The sequence below is a fragment of the Lentzea sp. NPDC058450 genome (assembly GCF_042721395.1).
Taxonomy (GTDB): domain Bacteria; phylum Actinomycetota; class Actinomycetes; order Mycobacteriales; family Pseudonocardiaceae; genus Lentzea.
In genome coordinates this window covers 201,051-213,713 of the sequence record NZ_JBHXLO010000012.1, presented here as the reverse complement: position 1 = coordinate 213,713, position 12,663 = coordinate 201,051, and the positions used below count along the sequence as shown (strand labels likewise).

8 protein-coding genes are annotated in these 12,663 nt (G+C 68.4%); 5 read left to right on the top strand and 3 right to left on the bottom strand.

All coding sequences use genetic code 11. The features are described 5' to 3' along the window. Nucleotides 1-2: 2 nt before the first annotated feature. A complete protein-coding gene (locus tag ACFWNN_RS20675) occupies nt 3-1,154 on the top strand; it encodes an acyl-CoA dehydrogenase family protein (protein ID WP_382441538.1) in 1,152 nt (383 codons plus the stop codon). A gap of 211 nt (nt 1,155-1,365) precedes the next feature. Further along, nucleotides 1,366-4,089 carry a hypothetical protein gene (locus ACFWNN_RS20670; protein ID WP_382441537.1) on the top strand — a complete coding sequence of 908 codons (2,724 nt, stop codon included), beginning with the start codon at nt 1,366-1,368 and terminating at the stop codon, nt 4,087-4,089. Between the two features lie 4 nt (nt 4,090-4,093). Here the strand turns inward: ACFWNN_RS20670 and ACFWNN_RS20665 are convergent, their stop codons facing one another. Then, nucleotides 4,094-5,629, bottom strand: a complete 1,536-nt coding sequence (locus tag ACFWNN_RS20665; protein ID WP_382441536.1) for an acyl-CoA dehydrogenase family protein — start codon at nt 5,627-5,629, stop codon at nt 4,094-4,096. A gap of 170 nt (nt 5,630-5,799) precedes the next feature. Between ACFWNN_RS20665 and ACFWNN_RS20660 the strand changes: the two genes are divergently transcribed. From ACFWNN_RS20660 to ACFWNN_RS20650, 3 genes are all read left to right on the top strand, one after another. Then, the gene (locus ACFWNN_RS20660; RefSeq protein WP_382441559.1) at nt 5,800-7,050 is read left to right on the top strand and encodes an FAD-binding oxidoreductase; all 1,251 of its coding nucleotides are present in this window, start codon (nt 5,800-5,802) and stop codon (nt 7,048-7,050) included. After that, complete coding sequence (locus tag ACFWNN_RS20655) at nt 7,051-8,283, top strand: class I SAM-dependent methyltransferase (protein WP_382441535.1); 1,233 nt, start codon at nt 7,051-7,053, stop codon at nt 8,281-8,283. A 94-nt stretch (nt 8,284-8,377) separates the two neighbouring features. After that, a complete protein-coding gene (locus ACFWNN_RS20650; protein WP_382441534.1) occupies nt 8,378-9,592 on the top strand; it encodes an ATP-binding protein in 1,215 nt (404 codons plus the stop codon). On the opposite strand, the gene ACFWNN_RS20645 is transcribed toward ACFWNN_RS20650, so the two are convergent. Both ACFWNN_RS20645 and ACFWNN_RS20640 read right to left on the bottom strand, forming a co-directional pair. Beyond that, nucleotides 9,589-10,416 carry a S1C family serine protease gene (locus ACFWNN_RS20645; RefSeq protein WP_382441533.1) on the bottom strand — a complete coding sequence of 276 codons (828 nt, stop codon included), beginning with the start codon at nt 10,414-10,416 and terminating at the stop codon, nt 9,589-9,591. The genes ACFWNN_RS20650 and ACFWNN_RS20645 overlap by 4 nt on opposite strands. Before the next feature lie 66 nt (nt 10,417-10,482). Further along, nucleotides 10,483-12,516, bottom strand: coding sequence for a putative bifunctional diguanylate cyclase/phosphodiesterase (locus ACFWNN_RS20640; RefSeq protein WP_382441532.1), 2,034 nt, complete (start codon nt 12,514-12,516; stop codon nt 10,483-10,485). Nucleotides 12,517-12,663 lie beyond the last annotated feature (147 nt).

Sequence of the window (12,663 nt, the reverse complement as noted above, 5' to 3'; positions counted from 1 at the left end):
TGATGTTGGACTTCAGGCTCCCGAGCGAGTACGAGGACCTGCGCAAGACCGTCGAGGAGTTCGCCCGCGACGAGGTGGCGCCGGTCATCGGCGACTTCTACGAGCGCTGCGAGTTCCCGTACGAGATCGTCGCGAAGATGGGGCAGATGGGCCTGCTCGGCCTGCCGTTCCCCGAGGAGCACGGCGGCATGGGCGGCGACTACTTCGCCCTGTGCCTGACGCTGGAGGAGCTCGCGCGCGTCGACTCGTCGGTCGCGATCACGGTCGAGGCCGCCACCTCGCTGGGCGCCATGCCGATCTACCGCTTCGGCACCGACGCGCAGAAGGCCGAGTGGCTGCCTTCCCTGACGTCCGGCGAGAAGCTCGGCGCGTTCGGCCTCACCGAGCCCGGCTCCGGTTCCGACGCGGGCGCCCTCGCCACCACCGCCCGCCTCGACGGCGACGAGTGGGTCATCAACGGCACCAAGGCGTTCATCACGAACTCCGGCACGGACATCACCGGCCTCGTCACCGTCGCCGCCGTCACGGGCACCCTCCCGGACGGCCGCAAGGAGATCTCCTCGATCATCGTCCCGTCCGGCACCCCGGGCTTCACGGTGTCGAAGAAGTACTCCAAGGTCGGCTGGAGCGCCTCCGACACCCGCGAACTGTCCTTCCAGGACTGCCGGGTGCCCGCCGCGAACCTGCTCGGCGAACGCGGCCGCGGCTTCGCCCAGTTCCTGCGCACCCTCGACGAGGGCCGCGTCGCCATCGCCGCGCTGTCGGTCGGCCTCGCCCAGGGCTGCGTCGACGAGTCGGTCCGCTACGCCCGCGAGCGCGAGACGTTCGGGAACAAGATCGGCACGTACCAGGCGATCCAGTTCAAGCTGGCCGAGATGGAGGCCCGCGTGCACACCGCGCGCCTCGCCTACTACGAGGCCGCGTCCCGGATGCTGCGCGGCGAGCCGTTCAAGAAGCAGGCCGCCATCGCGAAGCTCGTCTCGTCCGAGGCCGCGATGGACAACGCCCGCGACGCCACGCAGATCTTCGGCGGCTACGGCTTCATGAACGAGTACCCGGTCGGCCGGTTCTACCGCGACGCCAAGATCCTGGAGATCGGCGAGGGCACCTCCGAGGTGCAGAAGATGCTGATCGCCCGCGAGCTCGGTTTTTAGGCACTGTCCTGCGAGTTCGTCAGGTGAGAGACGGGGGCCCTCGGCCGCCGCTCTCGCCCGGCGAGACTTGCAGGACAGGGCCTAGTCCATCTCGGCGGAAAAACTTCATTCCACCGGTCCCGAACGGCCTGTCCGGCTAGCGTCGTCTGCCTTCCGCACGAGTGTGAGGGTGCAGATGACGGACAGCCGGACAGAGCCCGTTTTTCCCGGTTTGCAGGTTCTTCTCGAGGTCATTCGCGGTCTTTGCGATCGGCCCGGCTTCTTCTACCGGAGCAAGACCGAGGAAATCGTCGGCGACCAGCCGTTGCCGCTGCTCTACCTGGAGAGCGAAGCCAGTCCGACGGCATTTCTGCGCGCTCTCGAACACCGGCTCGACGAAGGCCGGCCGGCAATTCCGCACGCCTACGTCGACGTCTCGTCGGTGACGGCGGAAGTCGCCAAGAACTGGCCTTCGGGAACGCGGGAGACGCCGCCGCTGCTGCCGTTGCTGGACGTGCTGAGCGACCGGCTGGGCGAGGTCCACGTCGGCTCGGAACGGCTCACCCGGTTCGACCACTACCGCCTGGTCGACTGGCTCACCAGCAAGCGGCTGCCGCGCAAGCCCGGCCGGGACGACCGGGCGAGCGTGATCGAGCTGCTGCGGCAGTGGACCGGCAAGACCGCGCAGGGCGGCGAGGAGGTCAACCGGGCCGTCGACGCGTTCATCCCCGGCCTGGTGACGCGGCTGGGGCTCGGGCTGGTCGCGTGGGTCGGCAGCAAGGTCGGCTTCCGGTGGCTCGCCAAGCGGGTGCCGGGCCTGTCCCGCGAGTCGAAGTGGTTCATGCGGCAGAACTTCGCGCTGCCCAACCACTCCATCGAGTTCCTCGGGTTCGCCGAACGCCTCACGCTGGGCCGGCGCGAGTCGGAGAACGAGGAGCAGATCAAGCTGCTGCTCGTGCACGCGTTCCTGGAGGACCTGCGGATCTCCTACCGGCGCAGACCCCGGTTGCTGCCGCGCAGGGCCGGCTGGCGGCGCACTGCCTACATCCCCGTGCTGCTCGACGGCGTGAGCAAGGACAACGGTGGCTGGGAGCTGCTGGAACTGATCAACGACGTCCGCAACGAGACGGGCGAGGTCGACCCGTTGCTGGTGATCGCGGCCAGCTCGGTGCAACCCGCGCTGTCGCAACGCCTCGGCGTCACGCCGGTCGCCCCGGACGAGACGGAGGAGGCGCTCGCGACGTGGCGGGAGGAGCTGCCGCGCAAACGGCAGATGCTCGCCCCGGACGCCCGCTACCTGATGATCAGGTTGCCGTTCCCCAGCCACGACAAGAAGAAGTGGAAGGGCGCGCCGCCGTTCCGGGCGGCCCCGGTGCGGTGGCTCGCCAAGTCGCGGCGGCTGGAGGCGATCATCGCGGCGATCGTCCTGGTGCTGCTCGTGCCGGGGTTCGTGACCGTGCAGAACCACTTCCAGCTGAACTGCTCGATCGTGGGCTCCGCGATCTCGCCAGGGGTCCAGACGCGGCTGATGGACGTCGACGGCAACGTCGAATGCCTGGGCTACAGCGACAACGGCGACCAGGTCTTCGGCTCGAACGAACGGCTGCGGTGGACGCAGCAGGCCGTCTTCGCGCAGAACGGCGAGGCCGAACGGCTGCACGAGACCAACCCCGCGCGCCCGCTCATCTCGTTGCTCTACTTCTCCAGCCTGACGCACAAGGACAGCAACCCGGACGCCGACCACTCGCGCGCCGAGGAGCTCGAAGGCATGCTGCTCAAGCAACGGCAGCAGAACGACAGGTCGAGCAGCGGACCGTTGCTGCGCATCGTGATCGCCAACGGCGGCGGCATGATGAAACGCGCCCACGACGTGCTGCGCGACATGATCACCCCGTTGCTGGACGAGGATCCGAGCATCATCGGCGTGATCGGCCTCGACCGCAGCGTCAAGCAGACCCAGGAGGTCATCACCTCGCTCGGGTCGCTCGGCGTGCCGACCATCGGCACCACCCTCACCGAGGCGTCGCTGCCGGACCTCTCGGCCACCTACTTCCAGCTCATCCCCGGCAACGCGCGGCAGGCGGACCTGGTGCGCCGCTACGCCCAGCACGTCGGTGCCACCAAGGTGACGATCCACCACCCGAAGCTCGGTCAGGACGACGTCTACCTCACCGACCTGGTCGGCCTGCTGGGCCAGGAGCTCGCGCGCAACCAGGTGAAGTTCCAGGCCGACGAGTGGACCGTCAGCCCGCAGGAGGTGCCGTCGCAGTGCGTCGAGGACCACTCCTCCGAGCTGGTGTTCTTCGCGGGCCGCGAGGAGGACTTCGGCGAGTTCCTGCGCGCGGTCGGCAAGGACTGCTACGACAAGAACAGGTTGCCGCGCATCGTCGCCGACGACGCGATCATCCGGTTCATCGCGCAGAAGGCCAGCCGCGTGCAGGACTCGCTGGCGGGCATGCGGGTGTCGTACGTGAGCATGGCCGGGCTGATCGTGCTGGCGGGCAAGGCGTGCGTGGCGGGCAAGCCCGATCCGTCGGCGCGCGGAGGACTGCCGCTGGACGCGTTCTGCGCGGGCTACTCGAAGCTGGCCAAGGAGATCCAGGAGTCGCCGCTGCCCGCTGAGGACCGACCGGTCAAGCCGTGGCCGGGGGAGCACATGGGCGTCGCCTACGACGCCGCCGGACTGTTCCTCGACGCCGTGACGCGCGCCTACTCGCGGCGGGCCAGCAGCACACCGCACCGCGGGGCGATCGGGGCGGAGTTCCGCGAGCTGGAGTTCTACGGGGCGACCGGGCGGACCGACTTCAAGAAGTCACGGGTGGGGGAGTCGCGCAACTTCACCATCCTGGAGGTCACCGACCTGCACGACTACGAGCAGCAGCCGACGTGCGTGTTCCTGACCGGCGATCTCTACGGTCCGGACACGCCTCGGTTGCCGAACGGGTGCCCCGCCTAGGGCTTCAGAGCTTCGGCACCGCGCGATCGATGATCGCGGCGAAGTCGGTGGACTTGGGGAGCGTCCCGAAGGCGACTCCCCAGTCCCCGCCGAGCCGCGAGGAGAGGAACGCGTCCGCCACCGCCGGATGCCCGTGCTTCACCAGCAACGCGCCCTGCAGGATCAACGCCATCCTCTCCACCACCCGGCGGGCCTGCGACTGGTCCACATCGGACAGCGCGGTGCCGAGCTCGTTCAGCGCCCGGTCGATCCGCCGGTCCACCCCGGTGACCTCGGCCAGGAACTCCTGCACCGACTCGGGTTCCTTCTGCATCGCGCGCAGCACATCGAGCGCGGCGACGTTGCCGGAGCCCTCCCAGATCGACATCAGCGGCGACTCGCGGAACAGCCGCGGCATCCCGCTGTCCTCGATGTAGCCGTTGCCGCCCAGGCACTCCAACGCCTCGGCGGCGTGCACGGGCCCGCGCTTGCACACCCAGTACTTGATCACCGCGAGCCCGAGCCGCGGCCGGTGCTGCGCGAGCCACATCGCGGTCGTGGTCGCCGCCTCCGACTCGATCGCGAGGTCCGCCAGCACGTTGCGCATGGCCGGTTGGTCGATCAGGTAGCCGCCGAACGCCTTGCGGTGCGCGGCGTGGTGCGCCGCCTGCCGGAGCCCCAGCCGCATGCCCGCCGCCGTGCCGAGCACGCAGTCGAGGCGCGTCATGTTGACCATCTCGATGATCGTGCGGACGCCCCGGCCCTCGTCGCCGATCCGGTGTGCGAACGCCTCGTCGTACTCGATCTCGGCGGAGGCGTTGGACTTGTTGCCCAGCTTGTCCTTCAGGCGCTGCAGGAAGAACCGGTTGCGCGTGCCGTCGGGGAGAACGCGCGGCACGAGGAAGCACGTGAGGCCGCCGGGCGCCTGCGCCAAAGTGAGGAACACGTCCGACATCGGGGCCGACGTGAACCACTTGTGCCCGGTCAGCACGTAGCCGTCCGCGACCGGCCGGGCGATCGTGGTGTTCGCGCGGACGTCCGAACCGCCCTGCTTCTCGGTCATCGACATGCCCGCGATCAGGCCCTGCTTCGCGAGCGGCGCGCGCAGCCCGAAGTCGTAGTTCCGTGCCGTGAGAAGGGGTTCGTAACTTTCGGCCAACTCCGGCGCGACGCGCAAAGCGGGCACCGACGCGTAAGTCATCGAAATCGGGCAACCGTGGCCGGCCTCGACCTGGGACCACACGTAGAACTTGGCCGCACGCTCCAAATGCCCACCGTCGACATAGGCGTGCAAACCGTGCGTAACGGCGACGTTCATCAGTTCGTGCCACGCCGGGTGGAACTCGACCTCGTCGATCCGGTTCCCGAACCGGTCGTGGGTGTGCAGCACCGGCGGATGGGTGTTGGCGAGCCTGCCGTGCTCCTGCCACTCGTGGCTGCCGGCGAGCCTGCCCAGAGCGTGCAGTTCGGCGTCGTCGACCCAGCTGAGCAGGGCCGGATCGTCCGCGACGTCGTGACCGCTCAGCGGCGGAACCTGGTTGGTCACCTCGTGCGTTGCCATGCCTCGCACGTTACTACTCGCAAGTAACCTCGGACAGTCCACGATGAAAGATCGCTGGCCCATTCGGGCTTTTGGGCGTGCCAACGGCGCTGACGAGGAATAACGTCGCAGTCGTGAGTGACCATGGGCACAGCTCGGCCGTGTCTGCGCTGAGCGCGCAGTACGCCGCGATGCGCGAAGGTGCGCCGGTGCGGCTCGCGAAGAAGACGTCGAACCTCTTCCGGTTCCGGGCCGACCAGGCCGGCGGACTCGACGTCGGCAGGTTCGACCAGGTCCTGTCCGTGGACCCGGTCGGACGCACCGCACAGGTGCAGGGCATGACCACCTACGAGAACCTCGTCGCCGCGACACTTCCCCACGGTCTGATGCCGTTAGTGGTGCCGCAGCTCAAAACCATCACCATCGGCGGTGCGGTAGCGGGTCTGGGCATCGAGTCCACGTCCTTCCGCAACGGGTTGCCGCACGAGTCCGTGCGGGAGCTGGAGATCCTCACCGGCGACGGCGAGGTCGTCGTCTCCAAGCCGGACGACGACCTGTTCCGCGCGTTCCCCAACTCCTACGGCACGCTCGGATACGCGCTGCGGCTGGAGATCGAGCTCGAACCGGTGCGCAACTACGTGCGGCTGCGGCACGTGCCGTTCGGGTCGTTCGAGGAGTGCGCCGCCGTCATCCAGGAGGTCTGCGAGGACGGCTCGGCGGACTTCGTCGACGGCACGGTCTTCTCACGGGGTGAGATGTACCTGACGCTCGGGCACTACGCCGACATCGCGCCGTACACGTCCGACTACACCGGCAACCAGATCTACTACCGGTCGATCCAGAAACGCCGCACGGACCACCTGACGATCCACGACTACCTGTGGCGCTGGGACACCGACTGGTTCTGGTGCTCCAGGGCGTTCGGCGCGCAGAACCCCGTCGTCCGTCGCATGTGGCCGAAGCGGTACCTGCGTTCGGACGTGTACCGCAGGCTGGTGGCCAAGCACCGGCAGCTGCGGCCGCGCGTGGACGTCGAGCCGGTGATCCAGGACGTGGAGATCCCGGTCGGTGGACTCGCCGACTTCCTCGACTTCTTCGACCGCGAGATCGGCATCGCGCCGGTGTGGCTCTGCCCGGTGCGGCTGCGCGACACCACCGGCTGGCCGCTCTACCCGATGGACGCGGACACGTTGTACGTGAACGTCGGGTTCTGGTCGGAGGTCCCGGTTCGCCCGGGGGAGAAGATGGGTGACCGCAACCGGCTGATCGAGCGCGAGGTGGCGCGGCTGGGTGGCCACAAGTCGCTGTACTCGGACTCCTACTACACCGAGGACGAGTTCTGGCGGCACTACAACGGTTCGCACTACCGGTCCGTGAAGGCCCGGTACGACCAGACGAACCGCCTGCCTGATCTGTACGCCAAGTGTGTCAGGGGACGATGAATGCGGTTGGCCTCCGTTTTCCAGCGCATCACCGGTGGCGGCGACGTCCGCTTCCAGGCCTACGACGGCACCACCGCGGGACCGACCGCGGCACCGGTGTCCATCGACATCAAAACACCGGAAGCCCTGTCCTACCTGGCTTCCGCGCCAGGTGAGCTGGGCCTCGCCCGCGCCTACGTCACGGGCCACCTGGAGATCCTCGGCGACGTGCACGCGGGTCTCGCCCAGCTGTCGGACTTCTCGTTGCGCCACCTCCCGGTGCTGCAACGCATCGAGCTCGTCCGGTTCCTCGGCGGCGTCCGCCTGTCGCACAAGGTGGCCCCACCGCCGCAGGAGACCCGACTGCACGGCGTGCGGCACTCGAAGGCCCGCGACTCGCAGGCCATCGCCCACCACTACGACGTCTCGAACCAGTTCTACGAGTGGGTCCTCGGCCCGTCGATGGCCTACACCTGCGCGGTCTACCCGACTGCGGAGTCCACTTTGGAGGAAGCCCAGTTCGCCAAGCACGACCTGGTGGCCCGCAAACTGGGGCTTCGTCCGGGCATGAAGCTGCTCGACGTCGGCTGCGGCTGGGGCGGCATGGTCATGCACGCGGCGCGCGAGTACGGCGTGCGCGCCATCGGCGTCACGCTCTCCCGCAACCAGGCGGAGTGGGCGCAGAAGGCGATCGTCGACGCGGGCCTCTCCGACCTGGCCGAGGTGCGCCACCTCGACTACCGCGACGTCCGCGAGACGGGCTTCGACGCGGTGTCGTCCATCGGCCTCACCGAACACATCGGCAAGGCCAAGCTGCCCGCGTACTTCGACGCCCTGTACCGCAAGCTCAAGCCGGGCGGCCGCCTGCTCAACCACTGCATCACCCGCCCGAACAACAAGGAGAAAGCGCTCTCCGGCCCGTTCATCAACCGGTACGTGTTCCCCGACGGGGAGCTCGTCGGTCCGGGGCACCTGGTGTCGCTGATGCACGACACCGGGTTCGAGGTGCGGCACGAGGAGAACATCCGCGAGCACTACGCGCTGACCCTGGCCGCGTGGGGCCGCAACCTCGAGGAGCACTGGGACGAGGCCGTGCGCGAGGTGGGTGAGGCACGGGCGCGGGTGTGGCGGCTGTACCTCGCGGCGTCGCGGCTCGGGTTCGACCGCAACAACATCCAGCTGCACCAGGTGCTCGGGGTGAAGCTGGACGGGACGACGTCGCACATGCCGTTGCGCCCGGACTGGCTGTCCTGATCTTCGGGCGGGACTGAGGTATCGGATGGGTGATCTTCGGCAGATGTAAAGCAGCGTGCCCGGCAGATGCAAAGTCGGTCGGTACCTTGGGGCCGTGTTGGAAGGATCAAGGTACCGACCACGTCGCGCGGCCGAGCTGGTTGCGCAGGCGTTGTCAGACACCCGAGTAGTGGTGCTGAACGGCGCGCTTCAGGTCGGCAAGAGCTCGCTGGCGGCGGATGTGCTGCGCGAGTACGGAGGCGAGGCCCGGTGTCTCGATGACCTCATGACACGTGCTGCTGCGGTGGCGGATCCCTCGGCGTTCGTTCGTCACGAGGGGTTGGTGCTGATAGACGAAGTGCAACGGGTGCCGGACCTTTGGCTGGAGATCAGGCACGCGGTCGACCGGGGTCGTCGACCTGGGCAGTTCTTGCTCACTGGATCGGCAGGGCTGTTGGCGATGCGTGAACTACCGGACGCGCTGTGCGGTCGTGCCGAAGTTGTTGAAGTCTGGCCGCTCTCCCAGGGAGAGATCGACGGTGCTTCGGACGACTTCGTCGATGCTGCATTCGAGCAGGGGGACGGCCTCCGCGTTGCACAGACCACACTCCGAAAGTCGGACTATCTCGCTCGGGCCGAGCGAGGCGGATATCCGGAAGCACTCCGTCGAAGTACCTCTCGTCGTAGACAGAGGTACTTCGACGGTTATCTCTCCACCTTGATGCAGGACGTGGAGCAGGTGGCCGGCGTCAGCAAAGCGAAAGACATGCGCAGACTCGTGTCGCTGCTGGCCGCACAGTCCGGAGGGACAGTGAGCTTCAGGCGGCTTGCCGGAGGTCTCGGGGTGAGCGCGCCGACGGTCAAGCGCTACGTGGAGATCCTCGAAATGATCTACCTCGTGCGCACGATCCCGGCCTGGTCCGCCAACATCGCCACTCGCGCGGTCTCGACCCCGAAGGTGTTCTTCGTGGACTCCGGAATCGCCGCACATCTGGGTGCCGGCGACGGTGCCCTGCTCGAGAACTTCGTGCTCGGTGAACTCGCACGCCAGCTGACTTGGTCCGAGACGTTCGCGACGCTGCACCACTACCGGGATCGGGACCAGTACGAGGTCGACGCGGTCCTCGAAGACAACAGGGGCAGGGTGATCGGTATCGAGGTGAAGGCCGCGGAAACCGTCAGGACTGACGACTTCCGCGGCCTTCGTCTGCTGCAACGGCGGCTCGGAGACAGGTTCCTCGCCGGTTTCGTGCTCTACACGGGGGACTACTCGGGCAGCTTCGGCGACGGTATGACCTGTCTGCCGATCTCGGCCCTCTGGACCAGCTAGCTCAGCTGGTCCACGATCTGCTTGGCCGTGTTGGACGGGATGGCGAACCCGATCCCGACGCTGCCGGCCTCACCGCTGCTCGACGCCGGCGAGTAGATCGCCGAGTTGATCCCGACCAGCTCACCGGCCGCGTTCACCAGCGCACCACCGGAGTTGCCGGGGTTGATCGACGCGTCGGTCTGGATCGCCTGGTACGACACGGGCTGCGAGCGACGGGTCTCGCCCGGCACGGTCACCTTGCGGTCCAGCGCGGACACGATGCCGGTCGTCACGGTGCCCTGCAGGCCCGACGGCGAGCCGATGGCCATCACCGCGTCGCCGACCTTCACCGAGTCGGAGTCCGCCCACTTGATCGGGGTCAAACCCGAGGCACCGGACACCTGCAACACCGCGAGGTCCGAGGTCGCGTCGGCGTTCACGACGGTGGCGGGCAGTTCGCGGCCGTCGTTGAACTTCACCGTGATCTGGCCGCCGGCCGCGGCGATCACGTGGTTGTTGGTGAGGATCTTGCCGTCGGCGGAGAGGATCACGCCGGAGCCGAGGCCGTTGCCGACGTTCACCTGCACCACGGAGGGCAGGACGTCGGAGGCGACGGAGCTCCAGTCCAGTGTGGACGAGTTGGAGATCGTCTGCGCGGAGACGGACGAGGAGGCGGCGGGGGTGTCCGGAGAGGCGATCACCGCTCCGGTGACGCCGCCGAACAGGCCGGCGACGAGTGCCGCGGCCGTCAGCATCGGGGCCGTCCGCCGCCAGAACTTCGGCGCGGCGACGGGCTGCGGTTCCACCAGTGACCCGCTCATCGCGGGGAAGCTCTGCTCGGTCATGACTCCACGATGGACCCCGACCTTGTGAGCAACCTGTGCCGAAACCCTGGAAAACCCTGATAAGAACTAGCTGAGAAGGAGCGAAGAAACCTCTGAGGCGCGCAGCGGCGGCCCGAAGTGCGGCCCCTGCCCACCGGTCACGCCCAGGGCCGCCAGCCGGGAAGCCTCGGCGTCGGTGCGCACGTCCTCCGCGTAGAGCGGCAGCCGCAGGATCGACGCCCAGCCCAGCAACGCCTCCGAGGCGCTCGACTCCAGCCGGTTCGCGCCGGTGTCCAGGCCGTGCACGACGGTGCCGGTGAACTTCACGCCGGACAGCGGCAGCCGGCGCAGGCGGTCGACGCCCACGTTGCCGCCGTTCATCTGGTCCAGCACCAGGCCGACGCCGCGCTCGGCGAGGATCGTCAGCTCCTCCATCTGCTCGTCGTTCAGCAACGCGGGCAGGTGCTCGTGCAGTTCGAAGCGCAGCAACGACGGCGGCAGGCCGGTGCGGTCCAGCACGCGGGCCACCTCGGCGACGAGTTCGGGTTCCTGGCACAGGCGCGGCGGCAGGTCGATCGACAGCACCGGCATCCGCTCGCCCAGCGCCAGGTGCCAGTCGCCCGCGTGCCGGCACGCCTCCTCCAGGGCCCAGCTCACCAGTCGGACGATCATGCCGTTGTTCGACGACTGGTCGAGGAACGTGTCGGGGCACAGCACGCCGCGGTCCGGGTGCTCCCAGACGATCTTGGCCTCCAGCGCGAGCACCGAGCCGTCCGCGAGCGAGTAGGTCGGCAGGTAGTCGACGCGGAACTGGCCCTCCTCCAGGGCGCCGGGGATCGAGGCCGCCAGCGCGTACCGCTCCTTGTCGTGCACGTCCCGTTCGCGGTCGTACAACGCCCACTGCGCCTTGCCGTCGCGCTTGGCCCAGCCGACTGTCACGTCCGCCGCGCGCAGCAGGTCCGTCGCGTCACCGCCGCGGGCCGCGCGGGCCACGACGCCGATGCTGGTCGTGACGCCGACGCCGTGCCGGCCGATCCAGATCGGTTCCTCCAGCAACGCCGTGAACTCCTCGACCAGCGCCACGACGCTGCGCACGTCCTGGGGGTCGCGCACCAGCACGGCGAACTCGTCCTCGCCGATCCGGGCGACCCGCGCGACCTCCTCGGTGAACACCGACCGCAAGTGCCTGGCGACGTGCATCAGCACCCGGTTGCCGGCTTCGTGCCCGAACGCGTCGTTCACGCCGCGGAACCCGTCGATGTCGACCTGCACGAGCGCGAGGGTCTCCGGACCCTTCGACCCGACCGCGCCCTCCAGCCAGCCGAGGAACTGCGCGCGGTTCGGCAGGCCCGTCTGCACGTCGTTGAGGCTCTGCCGGACGAGCTGCGTCTGCAACGCCCGCATCTCGCTCATGTTCTCGATCATCGTGACGAGGTACGGCGGGGTGCCGTCGCCCTCGCGCACCACGGAGATCGCCATGTGCGTCTGGATCGTCTCGCCGTCGCTGCGGACCATCCGCTTCTCGACGCGGACGTTGTCGTGCTCGGACGCGATCAGCTGGATGGTCAGCTCGCGCAGCCCCGCGCGGTCGTCCGGGTGCACGAAGTCGCGGCCGCTCATCTGGCGGACGTCGTCGTGCTTGTAGTCGAGCATCGCGAGCATGGCCTCGTTGACGTCGATGATCTCGCCCTTGAGATCGCTCACGACGATGCCGAACGCCGAGCTCTCGAAGATCGCCCGGAACTTCGCCTCGCTGGCCCTGACCGCGCTCTCGGCCCGGCGCATCGCGGTGATCGCGGCCGTGCGGCTGATCTCCTGCTGGTCGAGCGTGCGGTCGCGCAGCCCCTCGGCGTACCCGGCGGCGAGCGCGGCCAGTTGGGCCGGCGTCAGCGCCGTGTGCTCACCGAGGTGCGCGAGGGTGGCCTCCAGCGTGGCGGAGGAGATGAAGTCGTGCTCGACCATGGACCGGCCGACCTGCCGCGCCTCGTTCACCCCGGCACCGAGCAACCGCTCGACGTACCCGTCCAGCAGGTGCACGAGCTTGCCCCGCGTCAGATTCGCGACGAGGGTGTTGGAGATCGCCGCTGCCCATGCAACGGCCGGCTCGCGGCTGTCGACCATGTTCATTCAGCTTCGGTGGCCATTCGTGGGGACCGGGGTGATCTGCTGATCGATCGTCGGACGCCAATCGATACGCCTGCGCAACCCGTTCCCGACGGATTCGGTCGAACGGGTGACAGCCCCGCTCGGACCACCACCGGGTGTGGG